Source organism: Bradyrhizobium ottawaense (genome assembly GCF_900099825.1).
GTDB classification, from domain to species: Bacteria; Pseudomonadota; Alphaproteobacteria; order Rhizobiales; family Xanthobacteraceae; genus Bradyrhizobium; species Bradyrhizobium ottawaense_A.
In genome coordinates this window covers 8,104,774-8,126,666 of sequence record NZ_LT629693.1, presented here as the reverse complement: position 1 = coordinate 8,126,666, position 21,893 = coordinate 8,104,774, and the positions used below count along the sequence as shown (strand labels likewise).

The window sequence follows — 21,893 nt, the reverse complement described above, 5'->3', positions numbered from 1 at the left end:
AAGGTTCCCGCGATTCTCGCCGGTTGTCGGAGCAAGGGTCCCATGGAAGATTTTTATCGTATCCGCCGTCTGCCGCCTTACGTGTTCGAACAGGTCAACCGGGCCAAGGCGGCCGCGCGGAACGCTGGTGCCGACATCATCGACCTCGGCATGGGCAACCCGGACCTGCCGACACCGCCCCATGTGATCGAGAAACTGAAGGAGACGCTGGGCAAGCCGCGAACCGACCGCTATTCGGCCTCGCGCGGCATCACCGGACTTCGCAAGGCGCAGGCGGCCTACTACGCGCGACGGTTCGGCGTAAAACTCAATCCCGAAACCCAGGTCGTGGCGACGCTCGGTTCCAAGGAAGGCTTTGCCAACGTGGCGCAGGCGATTACCGCGCCCGGCGACGTCGTGCTGTGCCCCAATCCGAGCTATCCGATCCACGCCTTCGGTTTCCTGATGGCGGGCGGCGTGATCCGCTCGGTGCCGTCGGAGCCGACGCCGCAGTTCTTCGAAGCGGTCGAGCGCGCCATCATCCACTCGATCCCGAAGCCGATCGCGCTGATCGTCTGTTATCCCTCCAATCCGACCGCCTATGTCGCCGATCTCGATTTCTACAAGGATCTGGTAGCGTTCGCGAAGAAGCACGAGATCTTCATCCTGTCGGATCTCGCTTATGCCGAAGTCTATTTCGACGACAAGAACCCGCCGCCCTCGGTGCTGGAAGTTCCCGGTGCGATCGACGTCACCGTCGAATTCACCTCGATGTCGAAGACGTTCTCGATGGCGGGCTGGCGCATGGGATTTGCCGTCGGCAACGACCGGATCATCGCCGCATTGGCGCGGGTGAAGTCCTACCTCGATTATGGCGCGTTCACGCCGGTCCAGGTGGCGGCCACCGCCGCGCTGAACGGGCCGGACGATTGCATCAAGGAAATGCGCGACACCTACCGCAAGCGCCGCGACGCGCTGGTGGAGAGTTTTGGCCGGGCAGGGTGGGATATTCCGCCGCCCCAGGCCTCGATGTTCGCCTGGGCGCCGCTGCCGAAAGCGTTCCAGGACGTCGGCAGCATGCAGTTCGCGACCCTGATGGTGGAGAAATCCGGCGTGGTGGTTTCGCCCGGCGTCGCCTTCGGCGAGCACGGCGAGGGCTATGTTCGCATCGCCATGGTGGAAAACGAGCAGCGAATCCGCCAGGCGGCGCGCGGTGTGCGCCGCTTCCTTGAAAGCGGCATTGAAACGTTGCACAACGTGGTTCCTCTCGCCAATCGGCGCTAATTCCTTCAGCAGGTTCTTTCAATCATGGTCGCACCCCTCAGAGTGGGCATTGCGGGGCTCGGCACGGTTGGCGCCGCGGTCGTCCGCCTCATCGAAGAGCAGGCAAGAACGCTGTCGGCACGCAGCGGGCGCGGCATCCGCGTGGTGGCCGTCACCGCGCGCTCGAAAGCGAAAAAGCGCACGCTCGATCTGCGCGGTATCGACTGGGTCAAGAGCCCGCTGGCGCTGGCCAACAATCCCCGCATCGATTGCTTCGTCGAGCTGATGGGCGGTTCTGGTGAACCGGCACTGTCGGCGATCGAGGCCGCGCTGAAGAACGGCAAGTCGGTGGTGACCGCCAACAAGGCGCTGATCGCCAAGCACGGCCTGCGCCTGGCCAGGGCGGCCGAGAAGCACGGCGGCGCGCTGAATTTCGAGGCCGCGGTCGGCGCGGCCATCCCTGTCATCAAGACCCTTCGCGAGGGGCTTGCCGGCACCGGCGTCAATCGCGTCTATGGCATCCTCAACGGCACCTGCAATTATATCCTGACTCGGATGGAGCAGGAGGGCCTGTCCTTTGCCGAATGCCTGAAGGACGCCCAGCGTCTCGGCTATGCCGAAGCCAATCCGTCGTTCGATGTCGACGGCCACGACACCGCGCAGAAGCTGGCGATCCTGGCCAGCCTCGCCTTCGGCACCAAGGTGGCGCAGAGCGCGGTCTATGTCGAAGGCATCTCCTCGATCGCGCCGGAAGATCTGCGCGCCGCGGACGAACTCGGTTACCGGGTCAAGCTGCTCGGCGTCGCAGTGCGGACCCCCAAAGGCATCGAGCAGCGCGTGCATCCGACTATGGTGCCGAAATCGTCCTCGATCGCGCAGGTGATGGGCGTCACCAATGCCGTGACCATCGACGGTGAAGGCATCCCGGCGATCACGCTGGTCGGCCCCGGCGCCGGTGGTGCTGCGACCGCATCCGCCGTCGTGGCCGATATCGCCGATGTCGCGCGCGGCATCCGCGCCAAACCGTTCGGGCGTCCGGTGGATCGCCTGCGTGACACCAAAAAGGCGCCGATGGAGCGCCACGAGGGCGGCTACTACATCCGCCTGATGGCGCGCGATCTGCCCGGCACGGTTGCCAAGATCGCCACGCGTCTGGCGAAAGAGAAGATTTCGCTGGAATCGGTCGTGCAGCGCCATCCGGAAGGCGTCGACGCGACGGATGCGGCGAAGAAGGCTTCACCGGTACCGGTCATTCTGATTACCTACGCGACCTCCGAGGACGCGATCCATCGCGCGCTGGAAGCGGTGCAGCGCGACAAGGTGATCAGCGGCCGGCCGCAGGTGATACGGATCGAAAAGAACTAGCGCGCGCTTTCGCAGAGGGAAGCGCGAACCATATGATTGATTGCGGCCCAACGGGGCCGCCACAAAGCTCTAAGGGAGTTGCCGAAATGTCGACCCATATTTCCGTTCCACCGCAGCTATTGCTCGAGCGCATTCTGACGCTCGAAATCGTGCGCGTGACGGAGCGCGCCGCGGTTTCGGCGGCGCGGCTGCGCGGCCATGGCCAGGAGAAAGCCGCCGACCAGGCCGCGGTCGACGCGATGCGCCGCGAACTCAACAAGCTGCCGATCGAAGGCACCATCGTGATCGGCGAGGGCGAACGCGACGAGGCGCCGATGCTGTTTATCGGCGAAAAGGTCGGCCTCAACGCCGGCCCGAAGGTCGATATCGCGGTCGATCCGCTCGAAGGCACGACGCTGTGCGCCAAGAACATGCCGGGCGCGATCGCGACCATGGCGATGGCCGATGGCGGCACGCTGTTGCATGCGCCCGACGTCTACATGCAGAAGATCGCGGTCGGTCCGGGTTACAAGAAGGGCGTGGTCGAACTCGACGCGTCGCCGGCTGACAACGTCCGCCGGCTCGCCAAGGCCAAGGGCGTCGACGCTTCCGCGATCACGGTGCTGGTGCTCGATCGTCCGCGCCACGCCGACATCATCACCGGCGTCCGCAGCACCGGCGCTGCGGTGCGCCTGATCACCGACGGTGACGTCGCCGGCGTGATCCACTGCGCCGACCCCGACAATACCGGCGTCGATATGTATATCGGTACCGGTGGCGCACCCGAAGGCGTGCTGGCGGCGGCCGCATTGCGCTGCATCGGTGGCCAGATGCAATGCCGGCTGATCCTCGACAGCGACGAGAAGCGCGAGCGCGCCCACAAGATGGGCGTGACGGACCCGAAGTTCATTTACGGCATCGAGGACATGGCGAAGGGCGACTGCCTGTTTGCGGCCACCGGCGTCACCACAGGCTCGCTGCTCTCGGGCGTCAAGTTCCGCAAGGACGTGATCGAGACCGAAACCGTCGTGATGCGCTCGGTCACCGGCACCGTCCGCTACATCAAGGCCGAGCACCGCCAGCTCGACAAGTTCCACCTGGATTGAGGAAAGATCCGATGGCCGCCAACGTCGTCATTCGCCCCGTCGGCAAGGACGAGCGGGCGGCATGGGAGCCGCTGTGGAACGGCTATCTCGCTTTCTACAAGGCGACGCTGGCGCAAGGCGCCAGTGATGTCGCATGGCAGCGGTTTCACGATCCCGACGAGCCGATGTTCTTGCTCGGCGCCTATGTCGACGGCAAGCTCACCGGCATCGTGCAATACCTGTTTCATCGGTCGAGCTGGACGGTCGGCAATTACTGCTATCTGCAGGATTTGTTCGTGGCCGACAGCGCGCGGGGGCTCGGCCTTGGCCGTGCGCTGATCGAGGCGGTCTACGCGAAGGCGAAAGAAGCCGGCGCCAGCCGCGTGCATTGGCTGACGCAGACCACGAATGCCCAGGCGAGAATTCTCTACGACCAGGTCGCGGATGATTCCGGGTTTATGCAGTATCGGAAGATTTTTTAGCCACCGTCATTCCGGGGCGCGAAGCGAACCCGGAATCTCGAGATTCCGGGTCTGGTCCTTCGGACCATCCCGGAATGACGGGATCAAACCAACAACAACAAAAACGGGAGTGAACATGTCTGATATTTCCGGGGTGAAGGCGCTGGTGTTCGATGTGTTCGGCACCTGCGTCGACTGGCGCACCAGTCTGATCAACGATTTCACCAAGTGGTCGGAAAAGTCAGGCATCAAGGCCGACTGGACGGCGCTGGTCGACGGCTGGCGGGCGGTCTATTCCGCTTCGATGGACGAGGTGCGCAAGCATCCCGAGCGTGGCTACATGATCCTCGATACGCTGCACCGGCAGTCGCTGGAAAAGCTGGTCGCGCAATTCTCGATTCAAGGCCTGAAGGAAGCCGACCTGCATCACCTGACGATGGGCTGGCATCGCCTGTATGCCTGGCCGGATACGGTGGCCGGCCTGACGCGCTTGAAGACGAAATACATCATCTCGCCGCTCTCCAACGGCAACGTGGCGTTGCTGACCAACATGGCGAAATTCGCCGGCCTGCCGTGGGACCTCGTGATGTCGGCGGAACTGTTCGAGCACTACAAGCCCGATCCGGAAACCTATCTCGGCGCCGCCAAGCTGCTGTGCCTGAAACCGGAGCAGGTGATGATGGTGGCCGCCCACAACAACGACCTCAAGGCCGCCCAGAAGCTCGGCCTCAAGACCGGCTTCGTCCCGCGTCCCACCGAATACGGCCCGCACCAGAAATATGATTTCGAGGCGAAGGGCGACTGGGACGTCGTCGCCAAGGATTTTGGCGGCATCGCCGACAAGATGGGTTGCTGAGCTTTTCGCGTCCCGGACGCGGTAATTACGGGTAATTACGGTGACATAATTACGGTGACAGTGCACTCAATTGACAGATCCGGCTTTTGTGGCCTCGATGGAGTACATTTAGTTGCCGCTTGCCATTCTCACGTCTCTTCGAGTTCGGCGGGCTTCGGCCCGCGTTTTCCTGGTTTGAGGGCGCGTCCGGTCGATCGCTCGAGGCGCGAGAGAAAGCGGTCGTCTCCGAGCGGCCGGCCGATGCTCTCGGCGGCGCGCAGGCGATCAAACAGGTCGGTCTCGGGCTCGATCGCCAGCAGGTCCGCGAAGCGCGGGTAGCGATCCCGAACCGGTTTCAGCGCCGTGACGCCGTCGTCCTTGCCGCGCAAATGCGCGGCAGCGCTCGACCACCGCCAGTCCTGCGCCCGTTGCACCAGCCGCGCCCGCACCGGGTTGAGCGCCACGTAGCGCAACGCGGCGGCGAGATGCGGCTCGTCCATGGCGACGGCGCCGAACCGGCCCTGCCAGAAATGCCCGCTGCGTTTGCGCCTTGCCTGGACGATGCCGGCATAACTGCGATGGACCCGCGCCAGCGCGCGGCGCAGCCCGTCGGGATCGGACGGCACGAGAATCAGGTGCACATGGTTCGGCATCAGGCACCACGCCCAAACCTCGACCCCGGCGGTGCGGCAATTTTCGGCGAGCAGATCGCGATAAAGCGCATAGTCTTGGTCGCCGAAGAAGGTGCGCGCACGGCCGTTGCCGCGCTGGGTGACATGGTGCGGATAGCCGGGGACGACGACACGGGCAAGGCGGGCCATGCGGGAGGATGCGTGCAAACGCAGAATGAGTCAATTGAGTGCACTGTCACCGAAATTAGAATTTAGAATTACGGTGACAGTGCACTCAATTAATTGATCTTACAAAACGGAGAATTAAGTGCACTGTCACCGTAATTTACCGTAATTTCATCAGAAGCGGTGGTTCAGGCCGACACGCACTAGGTTACCATTGTCATGAAACTTGTAGTTCAACGTATTTCCCGCATCGCCCGGAACTGTGCCGTAGTTCAAATTGAGAATTCGGGATCCCAAATCGTAGTAAAGATATTCAAGCTTGGCACTCCAATTGTTCGGGAATGCGTATTCCACACCACCGCCGGCCGTCCAACCGGTGCGAACCGTATCCGAGCTGGCGCGGACCAGGACTCCGGCGGCACCGTTTGGCACGCCAATGGTCTGAATGCTGTCGTCGACCTTGCCATATGCAAAGCCACCGGTCGCAAACGCCAGCAATCGGTTGTCCAGAACCGTAAACCCGAGGCGACCGCGCACGGTGCCGAGCCAGCTGAGCCTTTGCTGGGCTGACTCGGTATTGGCCTCGATCGGGCCATCGCCGATAAAATGAGTCGCAGCGAATACTCGCGTATCGGTCTTGTTCAGACCTGCGTAGTCGAGATCGGCTTCAATACCCGCCACCCAATTTGGAGCGAATTGCCAATTGTACCCGGTCTGAACTCCGCCGGTGAACCCGGTATTGCCGGTATTGAAGCTCGGAAATTGGCCCACGGCCTGGCGTCCGGTAAAGTCCACACCGGTCGTTGTAAACGACCCGGGGTCCGCACTTGTATTGCTCCATATGACACCCACGTTTCCGCCCAGATAGAACCCGGACCAATTGTAGGCGATCGGCGCCTCTGCCAGAGGCGGAGCCTTGAGCTTCAGATCGGCTGCGTTTGCCGAACCAGCGACCGCCATTGCAGCGATCGCAACAACAACCAATTTGTTCACTGAAGTCCCCTGAGGCCGGCGCGCGGATGCAGCCTACAACCTGGGGCGAGCCGAGGCTGTGAGAATCAAGCAACACTCTACGGAAGAATGAGTAGGGTTCCATTACGGTGACAGTGCACTTAATTCCAGAATTACGGGATTACGCTGATAGTGCATTCAATTAACTGATCCTGCTTTTGCGCGCCTCCTTGCGGACGCCGAACGCGATCAGGAGCGAGAACCAAACGAGGAGTGCACTGTCACCGTAATTGCGTAATTGCGCCTGCGACAAATCAACCCGACGGGCAAATCACCAAAAGTCTGTCCAGCCCCTCGCGCAAAAATATTTCCGTTGCAGCGTCGGGCAAATCAGACGTCTAACTTCGCCCGTCTCGCGGCAACAAGAGGGGCGATCGCGATCGTCACGACCGTGCGGTGGGATGCGGTGGACGTGAGGCAGCGACTGACGAGCGCGGCACTTGCGTACGGTGAAATCGTTTGGGTCCGACGCCCCGGTGCTGGCGTCAAGTGAGCGGAGCAATCTGCAAGCGATGGTGGCAAGAAAGCCGGTCACCAGGACGAAATCGTATAAGCCGTAAAGCCATTGCGTGGGGGAGGCCGGATGTTCTCCGCTGAACCTGTATGCTCATGTGCAGCATTTTTCCAATGCACATCGCACATGAGACCGCGGGTGCAGCGCATCCGGTCTTCCCCGCGCCCTCTGATTTTCGGGGGCAAGGTATTTTCAAATCCTCGGGCGCATCGGCGCCGCGGGTGGCAAAACTGCGTCCGCTTTGCTTTGACATTGATTTCGGAAATGCGCAGATAGGGCGTGGGGCTGGCCCCCGGACTGAAAGCACCATGACCCCTCCCGTAACCGCCATTCCCGTTGAGCTACCGCCTGCGTTTCTCGGCGTGGCGCATTCTGCGACCGGAAAACTTTGGCGCGACCGGCTCGATACCAGAGGCGCGGCGCGGGCGCTGGCGATTTCCCAGCGCTACCAGTTGCCGGAGATGCTGGCGCGCGTGCTGGCGGGCCGCGATGTCGGGATCGACGAGGTCGAGGATTTTCTGGATCCGACCATCCGCAAGCTGATGCCCGATCCCTACACCGTGACGCAGATGGAGACCGCGGCCAAGCGCATCGCGGATGCTGCCACGCGCAATGAGAAGGTTGCGATCTTCGGCGACTACGATGTCGATGGCGCGACCTCGGCGGCGCTGCTGGCCTGGCACCTGCGCCATTGCGGGCTCGATCCATTGATCCACATCCCCGATCGCATTTTCGAAGGCTACGGGCCCAATGTCGAAGCGGTGCGCGGGCTCGCGGCTAAGGGCGCGACGCTGCTCGTGACCGTCGATTGCGGCACCACCAGCCTCGAGCCGCTGGCGGAAGCGCGCAAGCTCGGAATGTCCGTCGTCGTCATCGATCATCACCAGACCGGCGACGAATTGCCCGAGGTCGATGCGCTGGTGAACCCGAACCGGGCCGACGATCTCTCCGGTCTCGGCTATCTCGCCGCCGTTGGCCTGGTGCTGATCACGCTGGTGGCGGTCAATCGGGAATTGCGCGCCCGCGGCTTCTGGACATCGGAACGGCCGGAGCCGGACCTGCTGGGAATGCTGCATCATGTGGCGCTCGGTACGGTCGCCGATGTCGCGCCGCTGACCGGGCTGAACCGTGCGTTCGTCGCCAAGGGCCTGATTGCGATGCGCCGCCGCGACCATGTCGGCCACACCGCGCTGATGGACGTGTCGCGGCTGAACGGTCCGCCGGAGGCCTGGCATCTCGGCTTCATGCTCGGGCCGCGCATCAACGCTGGCGGTCGCATCGGGCGCGCCGATCTGGGTGTGCGGCTGCTGCTGGAAGGCGATATTTCCGAGGCCGCTCGGATCGCCGCCGAGCTCGACCGCCTCAACGGCGAACGCCGCCTGATCGAACAGGCGGCCGAAGCGCAGGCGGAAGCCGAGGCGCTGGCTTCGCTCGGGCTCGAAGACAAGGGGGCGGTTATCGTCACGGCGGCCGAAGGCTGGCACCCCGGCGTGGTCGGGCTCGTGGCCTCGCGGCTGAAGGAGAAGTTTTCGCGGCCCGCGTTTGCCATCGCACTGGAGCCCGGCGGCATCGGCACCGGTTCGGGCCGCTCGATTTCCGGCGTCGACATCGGCAAAGCCGTACGACAGGCGGTGAAAGAGAAATTGCTGATGAAGGGCGGCGGCCACGCCATGGCCGCGGGCGTGACGCTGCGTAAAGAGAAGCTCGCGGAATTTCGCGCCTTCATGGAAAGCGCGCTGGCCGCTGATGTCGCCGCCTCCCGTCACGAGAACGAGCTGTTCATCGACGGCGCGGTCAGCGCGCGCGGCGTGACGACGGAGTTCGCGGCAACCCTCAATCGCGCCGGACCGTTCGGCGCCGCCAATCCGGAGCCTGTCATCGCGCTGCCGGCGCATCAACTGGTCTATGCCGATGAAGTCGGCCAGGCGCATTTGCGCCTGCGGTTCAAATCCGGCGATGGCGCCATCGTCAACGGCATCGCGTTTCGTTCGATCGGACAGAAATTGGGAAACGCGCTGCTGCAAAATCGCGGCCAGCCGCTGCATGTCGCGGGATCGCTCGCGGTCGATCGCTGGCAGGGATCGGAGCGGGTGCAAATGCGCGTGGTCGACATTGCGGTGCCGGATCCGGGACCGGCGCTGATCAGGTAGTACCTCGGACAAGACCAATAACAAACATTGGGAGTTGAAATGGCAGGACAGGTTCAAGGCAAGGTCGCATTGGTGACGGGTGGGGCGTCCGGTATCGGTGCTGCGGTATCGGAATTGCTGGCGCGCGAAGGCGCGTCCGTTGCGGTGACCGATGTCGACGATCTGAACGGACCTGAAGTGGTCGCGCGGATCAAGAAGGCCGGCGGCGAGGCCAGCTTTTGGCATCAGGACGTGACCAGCGAGCAGGGCTGGATTGACGTCGTGGCCAACGTGATGAACCGTTATGGCCGGCTCGACGTGCTGGTCTCCAATGCCGGCATCGGCATATCGGTGCCGTCGATCACGCTGATGTCGCTGGAAGACTGGCGGCGGCAGACCGCGATCAATCTCGACGGCGTGTTCCTGTCGGTGAAGCACTGCCTGCCGGCGATGCGCAAGACCGGCGGCGGCTCCGTGATCATGATGTCGTCGCTGGCAGGCCTGCGCGGTGCGGCCGGGCTTTCCGGCTATTGCGCGACCAAGGGCGGCGTCCGGCTGTTCGCCAAGGCGATCGCGATGGAATGCGCGACCTTCGGCGACGGCATCCGGGTCAACTCGGTGCATCCCGGGATCATCGACACCCCGATCTGGGGCAAGATCCCGACAGAAGCCTCGGGCGCCGGACAGAACGCGCCGATCGATCCCGAGGAACGCGCCAAAATGGCAACTCCGCTCGGCCGCGCCGGTGAGGCCGTCGAAATCGCGCAGGGCGTCTTGTATCTGGCGTCCGATGCCTCGCGCTATGTGACGGGGACCGAGCTCGTCATCGACGGCGGCATGAATGCGGGTGGCATTGCGCGTCGGGTGTGACGCGTCATTGCGAGCGAAGCCACGAAGCCTGTAGCCCGGATGAGCGAAGCGATATCCGGGGCGATGCGAGAGTGGTCCCGGATGTCGCTGCGCTCATCCGGGCTACGAAATTGCCGAGGTCGCAATGACCGGTGGCGAGACCTAGCCGCCCTGCCGCAACCGCGCCAGCACCTTCAGCCCGCCGTAACCGTCGGCGGGCAGCAGGCCCATCTTGGTCTGGTAATCCTTCACGGCCTTCATGGTGTCGTTGCCGACGCGGCCGTCATTGCCGCCGGTGTCGAAGCCGGCCTTGGTCAGCCGCGTTTGCATCTCCTGGACTTCGGCAAGGGTCAGCGCGCGCTCGGAGCCGGGGAAGGGCTGCATGAAGGGCGGCGCGCCGAGGATGCGGTCGCCGAGATGGCAGATCGCCAGCGCGTAATTCATCGACGGGTTGTAGCTCTTCACCGCGTAGAAATTCGGGCCCAGCAGGAACGCCGGGCCGCCTTCGACCGGCACCCACATCTGTGCCGACGCGTGGGGTTGGGCGAACGGCTGGCCGTCGGCGCGGGCGACGCCGGCGCTGGCCCATGCCGCATAGGTGCGGCTGCCGCTCGCGGCAGCATTCGGCGCGCGCACCTCATAGCCCCAATGTTCGCCGCGGTGATATTTGCCGCGGTTGACGAGAAAGCGCGCGCTGGAGCCGAGCGCATCGTCGGGCTTGCCGAACGGCGAGACGCGACCGTCCTTGTCGTAGTCCATCCCGACATTGAGCCAGACTTCGGGCATCCATTGCGTGTGCCCCATTGCGCCGGCCCAGGAGCCGCGCATTTCCTCCGGCGTTCCCCAGCCGCGGTCGACGATCTTCAACGCGTTGATCAGTTCGGTTTCCCAATAGGATCGGCGGCGCGGTTCGTTCCAGGCCAGCGCTGCCAGCGATGGAAACACCGGCGTCATGTGGTTCTGCTGCACCAGCGGATCGCCATAGGCGGACTCGACGCCCCACAGCGCCAGCAGCGTGCCGCGCTCGACGCCGAAATCCTGTTCGATCCGCGCGAACAGCGCTTCGTTTTTCCGCAGCGCCTCGCGGCCGTTGATGATGCGCCAGTCCGAGACCCGGCGATTGATGTACTGCCAGATCTGCTCATGAAACTCCGGCTGCTTCTGCATCTGCTTGAACACGGACATGTCAGGCTCGATGCGGCCCATCACTCGGTTCCATGTGGCCTCCGAAATGCCCTTGGCCAGCGCGCGCGCACGAAAGCTGTCGCGCCACGCATCGAAGCCGGGTGGCGCGGCGGCGAAGGCCGCGAGCGGGTTGGCGAGCAGGGCCCCGACGCCGATGCCGGCTTGCAGCACGGCGCGGCGGGAAGGAGAGTTCCGAGAATCAGGTTGTTTCATGTGTCTAGTCTACCGGCGCCGCAGGCGCGCACCAAAAGCCAAGACGTCGCGGAAACTGAAAGTTCCGTCACAAAGCCTTGGCGAGCCAGCGCCGGACCGTGGCCCGCGCCGAGAGTCCGGCCGCCCGCCGCCGCTCGATGGCCTGTGCATGACGCCGGCATATCATATAAGTGCTCTTACAATGAGGAAGAGCACTTGAAACATGAGGCAGAGCCGATGTCACACGCCCGCAAGGAATACAAGGATTTCATGACGCTGGCGCCCGACGCCTACGAAGCCGTGCTGGCGCTCGGCAAGATCGCGGCGGCGGCCGGCATCGACAAGCAGTTGCTCGAACTGATCAAGCTGCGTGCCTCGCAGATCAACGGCTGCGCTTTCTGCGTGCAGTACCACATCCTGCAAGGTGAAAACCTCGGCGTGCCCACCGACAAGCTCAACCTGGTGGTGGTGTGGCGCGAGGCGCCGCAGTTCTCGCCGCGTGAACGTGCGGCACTGGCCTGGACGGAAGCGCTGACCTTGCTCGCCGGCGGCGTCAGCGACGAGGTCTATGCGCAGGTCAGCGCGGAATTCTCCGAGAAGGAATTGACCTATCTCACGTCCGCGATCACCTCGATCAACGTCTGGAACAGGTTCGGCGCAGCCTATCGCTGGACCCCGCCGCCGCGGCAGAAGGCCGTGGGCGCGGCGGCATCATGAAGGATTAATTCTCGCCGCCTTCGCGCAGGTCGTGATGGACCACGTCCTCCGGCAGCGCGTGCGCCACGGCGGCGGGAGTCTGGGGCTCGATGCCGATCTCGCGGCCACGTGCGCCGATCAGGCGCTCATAGGCCGAGATCAAGGTGGTGTAGGGGCTGACCCAGATCCAGCCGTCGCGCGTGAACACCTGCACGTCGAAATGCAGGTGCAGCGACGTGCCGTTGGGGCGATCGAGGTAGTTCGAGACGACGCCGATCTTTTCGCCCTCGGCGACCTGGCGTCCGCTAAGAACGCCGTCCGCGTCCATGCTTGACGGGTTCATGTGCATATAGCGGAAGCGGATGTGCTCCTTGGCGGTATTGATCTGCAGCGTCGCCGCCTGCTGTTTTGGCGAGCGGATCACGACACCGTCGCGAACCGCGACGACCCCTTGCTGCTTCCGATCGCAAGTAGGTGTGCCCTCGGCAGGCGTCGCACAGGACCCCGGCCGAATGTCCTCGCCCTGGTGTCCGAAGCCGCTGGTGCACTGTCCGACGTTGAAACTGCGCGGCTCGCAGAAATTGTCCCGCCACAAATAGCCGCTGGAAGGGTGCTCCGTTTTGGCGCGCCGGGCGAATGATTGCGAAATGACAAAGGCCGGGGCCTTTTCCACCGGAAAGCGAATCTGGGAATAGGCCGTCCAGTCGACATGGCCGCCCTGCTTGCGGGAGCCGCTGCTGGCGATGATGTCGCCGCTCGGACGATAGGTGAACACAGGCGAAACCGCTGTCGGCCGCTCGGCGAGGTCGGACGAAATATCCCATCGCGGCCGCGAGGGCAGGCCGCCGGCAATACGCAGCGCTTTGAGGAAATGCTCCGCGACCGGATAGGCTTCGCGGCAGGCCAGCCGCCGCGGACGCGGCGCGGAGTCGAGACACTGGATCGACACCACATAGGGTACGCCGAACCGCGTGAAGGCGTAGCGCACATAGCCTTCGCGGATGAAGCGGCGCAGGTCGGGGAATTGCGCGGCCAGCGCCTTGACGGGCTCGCCCTTGCCGCCCTGGGGGTCGGCCAGATCGTAGGTGAGGATCGAGCCGGTGACCTGCACCTCGACCGGTCTGGCGAAGGTTCTCTGTGGCATGCCGTCGCCCGCGCCGGGCTCGAGCGAAAACTGGGCGTCGTAGCCGGCGGGACCGGCGTAAAACAGATCGGCGGGGCGGAAGTCGGCCTGATGGCGCGAAACCGATGGGCTGTCCTTGGCGCCGCTCGCGCGCGCCTCGAGATAGCCAGCGGTATCGAACGGCAGCAGCACCGGCACCGGACTGCGTCCGATCCCGGCGAAGACCTGCGAGGTAACGGCGTTCAATTGCACCAGCGCCGGCGTCGAACGCGGATTCCAGGCAGGCACCCGCCGTTGGCCGGAGAACGTGAACGTCGGGGCGATCGCCGGCTGGGTGTTGATCTCGGAGCGGAGCTGATCGAGGACCGCGCGCCATTCGACGCGCACCGCCGAGATCGAAGGCGTTCTGAACTCGTCGGCGGACGCGCCGATCGCCCCGGCAGGGAGCAAACAAAAGGCTGCCAGCCAACTCATCAGCAAGCGGACAGCCTTTGTACTCAATGCATCGCCCCCGGGCGCGTGCCCTGTTACAACTGCGTGGGCTCAGTCCTTGGCGCGCTCGACGTAGGAGCCGTCCTCGGTCATGACCACGATTCGCGTTCCCGTTCCGATGTGCGGCGGCACGTTGGTGCGGACGCCGTTGGAGAGAATAGCAGGTTTGTAGGACGAGGAGGCGGTCTGGCCCTTGGTGACCGGTTCGGTTTCCACGACTTCCAGCGTGGCGCGCTGCGGCAGCGTGATCGAAACCGGATTGAGGTCGTGCAGCGAAAGCTTCACGGTCATGTTTTCCTGCAGGTAGGGCGCAGCCGAGCCGACGATCTCCTTCGAAACCTGAACCTGATCGTAATTTTCGTTGTTCATGAAGTGGAAGCCGTCGGCGTCTTCATAGAGATAGTTGAAGTTGTGATCCTCGACGGTGGCCTTCTCGACCTGGTCGGTGGTCTTGTAGCGTTCCGAAATCTTCACGCCGTCGCCGATCCGGCGCATTTCGATCTGGCTGACCGGGGTTCCCTTGCCGGGATGGATGTTTTCGGCGGTCAGCACGACATACAGCTTGCCGTCCTGCTCAATGATGTTGCCCTTGCGAATAGAGCTGGCGATGACTTTCAAGGCGATTTTTCCCGAATTTCTGGCCTCCGCCCAATCCGGACGTGGTGTCCGTGGGGCCCAGGAGGCGGTTTCGGGCTGCAACATACTGATTTTGGCCGTCGATGCCAGTGTTTTACCGGCATTATGGGCAGCCCGGATCAGGCCGGAAACGGCCGGATTCGGAGGGGCTTACTTCCGCTTGGGGGCGGGGTAGGTGACCGTTTCGGCGTTATGCTTGGCGAGATCGGCGGGAATCGAGAACTGGTCGGTTTTGGTGTCGAACACGCATTGCCAGTCCTCGACCCAGGGTAACGGCCGGTCTTCACCCTGCGCGTCGAACGACAGGCTCAGCACCAAGTAGCGGCTGTCCGGCCAGTGCCTTCCCTGTGAGGCGTAGTTGTCGTCCGCCCCCTTTACCAGATGGACCTGAGGGTGATCGATCGAGTCGCGATCCCCAGATTTCCGATGGATATGGCGGGAAATCGGCTGGCTGTAGAAATAGTCCCAGGCCATGTCGCCGAGCGGCTTCGGCGTCGCCTCTGAGAACTGAGACCCATTGCGCCGGTACAGGAACAGCGTGTGGGTGCCTGAGCCGAGCTTCTGCATACGCACCACCCACTGGCTGTTGGGACTGAAGCGAAATCCGGCGGCATAGCGTGCATCATCGATGTATTTGTCGCGGTTCAGCAGCACGCCATGCTCATGCTTGGCGTCGAAGGCCCAGTACTCGTAGACGCGGTCGTATTCGCCCTTGTCCTTCCAATATTGTTCGATGATGACCTGGCCATCGGGCGAGGTGAACGTGTCATCAGGATCCGTCAGCTTGGTCAATTCGCTGCCCGGACTGGCGGCGCGCGCCGGCGCCACGGCTGCGAGGCCTAACAGCAAGACAATTCCCGTTCGGAGTAACCAGCGCGCAGCCATGACGATATCCTGTTGCCAAATTCGGTCATTGGACTAGCGAGGGGTTCCCGAGGTTCATCTCGGTATCGATCGAAATGGACAAGGCCGCGGTCTTTCGACAGATAAGGCGAGCCCACCGCGGAGAGCCGCATTGCCCAGCCCCGTTGAAGGCGTCATCTCAGGGAAAGTAAAATAATATCAATGGTATATTCCGGTTTCCTGAACGTATGGATAGGCGACCTGCAGCGGTCTGTGAGAGGCGCGTGATGATGGCTGGGAACGACCAGCCGTCACCTTGGTGGTCGGCGGCGCGGCACGCCGATCGAAAGCCGTTCCTGATGGCGAGGGCTGCGATCACGCGGGCACTGCGGGCCTGGTTCGACGAGCAGGGCTTTGCCGAGGTCGAGACCGCCATCCTGCAGGTCTCGCCCGGCAACGAGACCCATCTGCATGCCCCCCGCACCGAGCTCATTCGCAGTGATGGCGCGCGCACGACACGTTACCTGCGAACCTCGCCGGAATTCGCGGCGAAGAAATTGCTCGCCGCCGGCGAGACCGAGATATTCGAGTTCGCCCGCGTGTTCCGTGACCGCGAGCGCGGCGATCTGCATCTGCCCGAATTCACCATGCTGGAATGGTACCGCGCCAATACCGGCTATGACGCCATCATGGCCGATACCGTCGTCGTGATCGCGCATGCGGCGCAGGCGACCGGTATCGGACAGTTCTCGTTTCGCGGCAAAACCGCCGATCCACTCGCCGAGCCGGAACTGCTGACGGTCGCGGCCGCGTTCGAGCAATTTGCCGGGATCGACCTGCTGGCCACGATTGCCGATGGCGAGGGCGACCGCACGGCGCTCGCGGCGGCGGCGGATACGCGGGTGCGAATTACCGACGACGACACCTGGTCGGACATTTTCAGCAAGGTGCTGGTCGAGCATGTCGAACCCCGTCTGGGGCAGGGACGTTTGACGGTCCTGTTCGAATATCCGGTGCCGGAAGCCGCCCTGGCGCGGGCGAAGACCTCCGATCGGCGCGTCGCCGAGCGCTTCGAGGTCTATGCCTGCGGCGTCGAACTCGCCAACGGGTTCGGCGAACTGACCGATGCGGCCGAGCAGCGCCGCCGCTTTGCTTCCGCCATGGACGAGAAGGCGCGGCGTTACGGTGAGCGCTATCCGCTCGATGAGGAGTTTCTCGACGCGGTCGCCGCGATGCCGGAGGCCTCAGGCGTCGCCCTCGGTTTCGACCGCCTGGTCATGCTGGCCAGCGGTGCGCTGCGGGTTGATCAGGTGGTCTGGACGCCGCCCGCGGGAGAGACGTAAACAGAACCATGAACAGGATTGATCCGAAGCTGGCGGCGACGCTGCGGCAACCCGCCGAACTCATCGAACGCGGGCTGGCGCCGGCGGGCGATCTTGCCGACCTCGAACGGGTCGCGGCGCGCTACGCAATCGCGGTGACGCCTGAGATCGCCGGCCTGATCGACACCGAAAACCCGGATGATCCGATCGCGCGTCAATTCGTTCCGAGCGCCCTGGAACTGGTGAGCGCGCCCGGCGAAAATGCCGACCCGATCGGCGACGACGCGCATTCTCCCGTTGCCGGCATCGTGCACCGCTATCCGGATCGGGTGCTGTTCAAGCTGGTGCATGTCTGTGCGGTCTATTGCCGGTTCTGCTTTCGCCGCGAGATGGTCGGGCCCGGCAAGGCGACTGCGCTGTCGGACACCGCCTATCGCGATGCGCTCGATTATATCCGCAGCCACGCGGAAATCTGGGAAGTGATCCTGACCGGCGGCGATCCCCTGATGCTGTCGCCGCGGCGGCTTGCCGAGATCATGACGGATCTTTCGGCGATCGATCACGTCAAGATCATCCGCATCCACACCCGCGTACCCGTGGCCGCACCGGCGCGGATTGACGCCGACATGGTCGCCGCATTGCGGGTCGATGGCGCGACCACCTGGATCGCCGTTCACGCCAACCATCCGCGCGAGCTTGCCACCGAGGCCCGCGCCGCCTGCGCGCGGCTTGTGGACGCCGGCATTCCGCTGGTGAGCCAATCGGTATTGCTGCGGGGCGTCAACGACGATGCCGCTGTCCTGGAAGCCTTGATGCGGAGCTTCGTCGAGTGCCGGATCAAGCCCTATTACCTCCACCATGGCGATCTTGCGCCGGGCACGGCCCATCTCCGCACCACGATCGCGCATGGGCAGGAACTGATGCGGAGCCTGCGGGGACGCGTCTCAGGCCTGTGCCAGCCGGACTACGTGCTCGACATCCCCGGCGGCCACGGCAAGGCGCCGGTCGGCCCGAATTATTTGTCGCATGCGAATTCCGCAGATGGTGAACTATCTTCGGAAAAGAAGTATCGTATCGTCGATTATTGCGGCGACGTTCATCTTTACCCTCCCGCGCTGTGACCTGAAGCGATGGCCGACAGCGAAGAGGAAAAACGGGCGCCGCCGGAAGACGAGGGCAATCGCAACGTCGAGAACGCGGTGATGCTCGGATTTTTCGCGGTGCTGGTGGTCGCCGGAATCTGGCTGCTCGGCACCATGGCCGATCTACGAAAGGTACAGGATTGTGCCGCCCAGGGGCGTCGCAATTGCGCTACGATCGACGCTCCGGCGCGATAGGCAGAAACGAAACAGAAACGAAGACGACAGAAACCGAAACGGGAGAACCAAGATGCAAAAAACGATCCTGTCGCTGGCGCTCATGGTTCTGACCGGCTCGGGCGCATTCGCCCAAGGCGGATCGTCGTCGGTTCCAAAGAACTCGGAGAAGTCGACGATACAGGCGCCGGTCGGTCACCGTCAGCCGCGGGCCGGCGACGTGCCGAACGAGAAGAATCTCAGCGATCCCAACGACGCGCTGAGCAAGGAAAACGCTGCCCTCGACAAGAAGATCAAGAGCATCTGCCGCGGCTGCTAGGCTAAGTCGCACAAGGGCTGGACTGTGACAGAGGCAACCAATTGTTGGCTCTACGGATTCGTGCGGGGACGAATTGTCTTCCAGGCACTGAAACATACGATCCTCCCTTTCCTTTGACGTAGATCTAACGGGTTCTCTGAGACTCCGTTTTGGCTTGGAGTATCTGCTGATCAAGCCGCCGTTCTCTCCAGCGGAGGCGCTTTTTCGTGAACTGTCGGAAGCGGGAGCGTCAGCGCGCGCCAAGACATGCTCGGGTATCTTACGCCGGCTTTCGGCCAAGCTCGTCCTCGGCCCTCCAAAGCGGCGCTTTCCAGCCCAACGAGTGGAGTTCGTAGGTAGTAAGGGAAACGGCAGTCGTAGCCTGACGCCGACCAAGATGCCCCCTCTGCGATGGGCCCTGTCGCCGCCTGGATCCGAAGTCGCGGCCGCTGCGCGGCCACGCTTTCCAGTTGCCACAATTATTCTCGACCTGGGCGCAAAGCGGTGCTTTGCTCAGCTTCTTCAACGAGATTGGAGCGCTCCATGTGCCTCTCGTGCAACCCCGGAATGGTCCGTTTCCTGGAAATGATGACATCTCGCCGCGCGGTGCTTGGGGGCAGCGCGGCAGTGTTGACGGCGCCGCTCTGGTTGCCCGAGGTCCGCGCGCAGGACCCACGGGCCGAGTTGTTGTTTCGCAACGGCACGGTGATCACGATGGACCCGTCGAAGCCGCGTGCGCAGGCAGTTGCGGCGAGCGGCGGCAAGATTATCGGCGTCGGTTCGGACAGCGAACTGGAAGGGTTGCGCTCGCCGCAGACCAGGATCATCGATCTTGACGGCGGAACGCTGCTGCCAGGCTTGATCGACCCGCACATGCACAGCGTCTTTGTGCTGTTCGAAAACTGGATCGACGCCGGTCCGTTTGTCAACGCGACGATGGAGGACGTCGTTGCCAGGTTGAAGGCGAGTGTTGCCAAAGCGGAGCCGGGCGCCTGGATCAAGGCGTGGCAGTTCGATGCAACGATCACGCCGGGCAAGGCGAATATCGACCTTGCCTTGCTCGACCAGATCGCACCGGACAATCCCCTCTATCTTTTCGAGAGCAACGGCCACATCGCGCATGTCAATTCGAAGGCTCTGGCGGTTGCAGGCGTCACCCGCGACACACCCGACCCCCCACTTGGGCGCTTCGGCCGCGACGCCAACGGCAATCTGACGGGTCGGCTGGAAGAGGGGGCTGCGTTTGAACCCTTTGTCGCGAAGATGGGCCAGCCGACGCCCGACGAGATCGCAGCCGCCGTGAGACGGCTGTTCGACAGGGCAGCGAGCCGCGGCTGCACCGGTTTGTTCGACTGTGCCATCGGCTTTCCGAATGCCGGTCACCTGAAGCTGCTCCAGGCGGTGATGGCGAAGGATCCGCCAATCCGCTTCGGCGGCACGCTCGTGTCCACGCAAATGAAGGCCTGGCGGGACGCCGGCCTCAAGCCCGGCTTCGGCAACGATCGCTTTCGCATCAATGCTGTCAAGGCATGGTCGGACGGTTCGAACCAGGGCCGCACCGGCTTTCAGCGCCAACCCTATCTGAAATCAGAAAGCCGGGGCGCACTGAACTACACGCCGGAACAACTCACCCAGGTAATTCGCGAAGCGCACGAAGAGGGCTGGCAGGTTTGCGTTCATTCCAACGGCGACGCCGCGATCGACACGACGATCGATGCTTACGAGGCGGTGTTGAAGGCCAAGCCGCGCGCTGACCACCGTCATCGCATCGAACACTGCTCGATCCTGCATGACGATCAAATTGCACGTATGAAAGCGCTCGAGCTTTCACCGTCGTTCCTGATCGGTCATGTCCATTATTGGGGGCGCGCTTTCCGCGACGATATCCTGGGTCCTGAGCGCGCCAACAGGCTGGACCCTTGCGCGTCTGCACTGAAGGGCGGCCTGCGGCCGACCCTGCATTCCGACTGGAGCGTGACCGATATCGGCCCGTTGCGGATGGTAGAGAACGCAGTGACAAGAACCATGCGCGACGGCGGCGAGGTGTTGAACCCGGCCGAACGGATCTCGGTCGAAGCCGCGCTGCGCATGGTGACTTCCGACGCTGCCTGGCAGTGCCGCTACGACTTCACCAGAGTCTTGTCGCAAGGCAAGGCGGCCGATCTCGTGATCCTGGACAAGGACCCGACGTTGGTCGATCCGCTCGCGATCCGGGATATTCCAGTTCGTGAGACTTGGCTCGACGGCGAGCGTCGCTTCCAGGCTTGAAAGAGGCGCATCCGCGTCAGTCGGGTGATACGAGAGCCTAGTTTCCTGGACGATTCTCCTCCATCTCCGGCACCCCAGCGCCGTTACGCTGGGGTGACAGAGCAGGCTTGAGCACACGCTTTCGGTTTTTAGGCCGAAAGCTCCTGGAATTTGCGCGACGGTGCATTCCGTCTCGCCTCGACCGCTTCCGCCAGCCCGTTTAGCGCCGACACCGTCGTGTCCCAGTCGATGCAGCCATCGGTGATGCTCTGACCGTACGTCAACGGCGTGCCGGGCACGACATCCTGACGACCGGCCACCAGGTTGCTCTCGATCATGGCGCCGATGATGCGCTGCTCGCCGCCGCTGATCTGCCTGGCGATATCGGCCACCACCAGCGGCTGGTTCTCGGGCTTCTTGCCGCTGTTGGCATGGCTGGTGTCGATCATGATCCGTGGTGCGACGCCGGCGCGCGCAAGTTCGATTGCCGCGGCATCGACGCTGGCGTGGTCGTAGTTCGGCGCGTGGCCGCCACGCAGGATGATGTGGCAGTCCTCATTGCCGGTGGTTGCCGCAATCGCCGAGCGTCCGCCCTTGGTCACCGCCATGAAATGGTGCGGATGCGACGCCGACTTCACCGCTTCGGCGGCGATCCGCACATTGCCGTCGGTCCCGTTCTTGAAGCCGACCGGGCAGGACAGTCCGGAAGCGAGCTCGCGGTGGATCTGGCTCTCGGTGGTTCGCGCGCCGATCGCCGCCCACGCCACCAGATCGGCGATGTATTGCGGCGTCGTCATGTCGAGGAATTCCGCACCGGCCGGCAGGCCGAGGTTGTTCACCGCCGACAATACGTTGCGGGCAAGGCGCAGGCCGCGGTTGATGTTGAAGCTGCCGTCGAGGCCGGGATCGTTGATCAGCCCCTTCCATCCGACCGTCGTGCGCGGCTTCTCGAAATAGACGCGCATCACAATTTCGAGGTGGCCGGCGAGCTTCTCGCGCATGGTGGCGAGGCGCTCGGCGTAGTCCACGGCTGCTGCGGGGTCGTGGATCGAGCAGGGGCCGACGACGACCAGCAGGCGGTCATCGGTCCCGTTCAGGATGGCATGGGTGGCGTTGCGGGCCGCCATCACAATGCGCGTCGCGGTCAGGGTACGCGGGATCTCGCGCATCACCTCTTGCGGCGTGCTCAGTTCTTTCAGTTCGCTAATTCGAAGGTCGTCTGTGGTGCTCAACACGGCTGTGGCTCCTGTTTCCTTGGAGACCTGCCGGCAATAAA

Annotated in this window: 20 protein-coding genes; 13 read left to right on the top strand and 7 right to left on the bottom strand. The window is 63.5% G+C overall.

The window, feature by feature from the left end; translation table 11 throughout:
• The first annotated feature begins 42 nt into the window (after positions 1–42).
• The 5 genes from BLR13_RS38435 (at position 43) to BLR13_RS38415 (ending at position 4,988) form a co-directional block, all read left to right on the top strand.
• Positions 43–1,263, top strand: coding sequence for an LL-diaminopimelate aminotransferase (locus BLR13_RS38435; protein WP_074829171.1), 1,221 nt, complete (start codon positions 43–45; stop codon positions 1,261–1,263).
• Positions 1,264–1,287: 24 nt separating this feature from the next.
• Entirely contained in the window at positions 1,288–2,607 is a 1,320-nt protein-coding gene (locus BLR13_RS38430) for a homoserine dehydrogenase (protein ID WP_074829177.1), read from the top strand.
• An 86-nt stretch (positions 2,608–2,693) separates the two neighbouring features.
• The gene (gene glpX / locus BLR13_RS38425; RefSeq protein ID WP_074829178.1) at positions 2,694–3,692 is read left to right on the top strand and encodes a class II fructose-bisphosphatase; all 999 of its coding nucleotides are present in this window, start codon (positions 2,694–2,696) and stop codon (positions 3,690–3,692) included.
• Between the two features lie 11 nt (positions 3,693–3,703).
• Positions 3,704–4,153 carry a GNAT family N-acetyltransferase gene (locus BLR13_RS38420; RefSeq protein WP_074829179.1) on the top strand — a complete coding sequence of 150 codons (450 nt, stop codon included), beginning with the start codon at positions 3,704–3,706 and terminating at the stop codon, positions 4,151–4,153.
• A 115-nt stretch (positions 4,154–4,268) separates the two neighbouring features.
• On the top strand, positions 4,269–4,988 hold the full coding sequence (locus tag BLR13_RS38415) for a haloacid dehalogenase type II (RefSeq protein WP_074829180.1): 720 nt from the start codon (positions 4,269–4,271) through the stop codon (positions 4,986–4,988).
• A gap of 128 nt (positions 4,989–5,116) precedes the next feature.
• Here BLR13_RS38415 and BLR13_RS38410 read toward each other — a convergent pair whose 3' ends face one another.
• Positions 5,117–5,788, bottom strand: a complete 672-nt coding sequence (locus BLR13_RS38410) for a transposase (RefSeq protein WP_074829182.1) — start codon at positions 5,786–5,788, stop codon at positions 5,117–5,119.
• Between the two features lie 150 nt (positions 5,789–5,938).
• On the bottom strand, positions 5,939–6,757 hold the full coding sequence (locus BLR13_RS38405) for an outer membrane protein (RefSeq protein WP_143039818.1): 819 nt from the start codon (positions 6,755–6,757) through the stop codon (positions 5,939–5,941).
• Positions 6,758–7,597: 840 nt separating this feature from the next.
• On the opposite strand from BLR13_RS38405, the gene recJ reads away from it, so the two are divergent.
• On the top strand, positions 7,598–9,439 hold the full coding sequence (recJ, locus tag BLR13_RS38400) for a single-stranded-DNA-specific exonuclease RecJ (protein WP_074829185.1): 1,842 nt from the start codon (positions 7,598–7,600) through the stop codon (positions 9,437–9,439).
• A 39-nt stretch (positions 9,440–9,478) separates the two neighbouring features.
• Positions 9,479–10,288 carry a glucose 1-dehydrogenase gene (locus tag BLR13_RS38395; protein ID WP_074829188.1) on the top strand — a complete coding sequence of 270 codons (810 nt, stop codon included), beginning with the start codon at positions 9,479–9,481 and terminating at the stop codon, positions 10,286–10,288.
• A gap of 141 nt (positions 10,289–10,429) precedes the next feature.
• Here the strand turns inward: BLR13_RS38395 and BLR13_RS38390 are convergent, their stop codons facing one another.
• Positions 10,430–11,665, bottom strand: coding sequence for a lytic murein transglycosylase (locus tag BLR13_RS38390; protein WP_074829190.1), 1,236 nt, complete (start codon positions 11,663–11,665; stop codon positions 10,430–10,432).
• Between the two features lie 216 nt (positions 11,666–11,881).
• On the opposite strand from BLR13_RS38390, the gene BLR13_RS38385 reads away from it, so the two are divergent.
• Positions 11,882–12,361, top strand: coding sequence for a carboxymuconolactone decarboxylase family protein (locus BLR13_RS38385; protein ID WP_074829191.1), 480 nt, complete (start codon positions 11,882–11,884; stop codon positions 12,359–12,361).
• Positions 12,362–12,365: 4 nt separating this feature from the next.
• Here BLR13_RS38385 and BLR13_RS38380 read toward each other — a convergent pair whose 3' ends face one another.
• From BLR13_RS38380 to BLR13_RS38370, 3 genes are all read right to left on the bottom strand, one after another.
• On the bottom strand, positions 12,366–13,937 hold the full coding sequence (locus BLR13_RS38380) for a M23 family metallopeptidase (protein WP_074829194.1): 1,572 nt from the start codon (positions 13,935–13,937) through the stop codon (positions 12,366–12,368).
• 69 nt (positions 13,938–14,006) lie between these two features.
• Complete coding sequence (gene efp / locus BLR13_RS38375; protein WP_074829197.1) at positions 14,007–14,573, bottom strand: elongation factor P; 567 nt, start codon at positions 14,571–14,573, stop codon at positions 14,007–14,009.
• A 168-nt stretch (positions 14,574–14,741) separates the two neighbouring features.
• Complete coding sequence (locus BLR13_RS38370; protein WP_074829200.1) at positions 14,742–15,476, bottom strand: hypothetical protein; 735 nt, start codon at positions 15,474–15,476, stop codon at positions 14,742–14,744.
• Positions 15,477–15,724: 248 nt separating this feature from the next.
• On the opposite strand from BLR13_RS38370, the gene epmA reads away from it, so the two are divergent.
• The 5 genes from epmA (at position 15,725) to BLR13_RS38345 (ending at position 20,638) form a co-directional block, all read left to right on the top strand.
• The gene (epmA, locus tag BLR13_RS38365) at positions 15,725–16,777 is read left to right on the top strand and encodes an EF-P lysine aminoacylase EpmA (protein ID WP_074832233.1); all 1,053 of its coding nucleotides are present in this window, start codon (positions 15,725–15,727) and stop codon (positions 16,775–16,777) included.
• Between the two features lie 8 nt (positions 16,778–16,785).
• On the top strand, positions 16,786–17,877 hold the full coding sequence (locus tag BLR13_RS38360; protein ID WP_074829202.1) for a lysine-2,3-aminomutase-like protein: 1,092 nt from the start codon (positions 16,786–16,788) through the stop codon (positions 17,875–17,877).
• A gap of 9 nt (positions 17,878–17,886) precedes the next feature.
• Positions 17,887–18,093, top strand: coding sequence for a hypothetical protein (locus BLR13_RS38355; RefSeq protein WP_074829203.1), 207 nt, complete (start codon positions 17,887–17,889; stop codon positions 18,091–18,093).
• A 52-nt stretch (positions 18,094–18,145) separates the two neighbouring features.
• A complete protein-coding gene (locus BLR13_RS38350; protein WP_074829208.1) occupies positions 18,146–18,391 on the top strand; it encodes a hypothetical protein in 246 nt (81 codons plus the stop codon).
• A 522-nt stretch (positions 18,392–18,913) separates the two neighbouring features.
• Entirely contained in the window at positions 18,914–20,638 is a 1,725-nt protein-coding gene (locus BLR13_RS38345; protein WP_074829209.1) for an amidohydrolase, read from the top strand.
• A 128-nt stretch (positions 20,639–20,766) separates the two neighbouring features.
• Here the strand turns inward: BLR13_RS38345 and BLR13_RS38340 are convergent, their stop codons facing one another.
• A complete protein-coding gene (locus tag BLR13_RS38340) occupies positions 20,767–21,852 on the bottom strand; it encodes a 3-deoxy-7-phosphoheptulonate synthase (RefSeq protein WP_074829215.1) in 1,086 nt (361 codons plus the stop codon).
• Between the last annotated feature and the right edge of the window lie 41 nt (positions 21,853–21,893).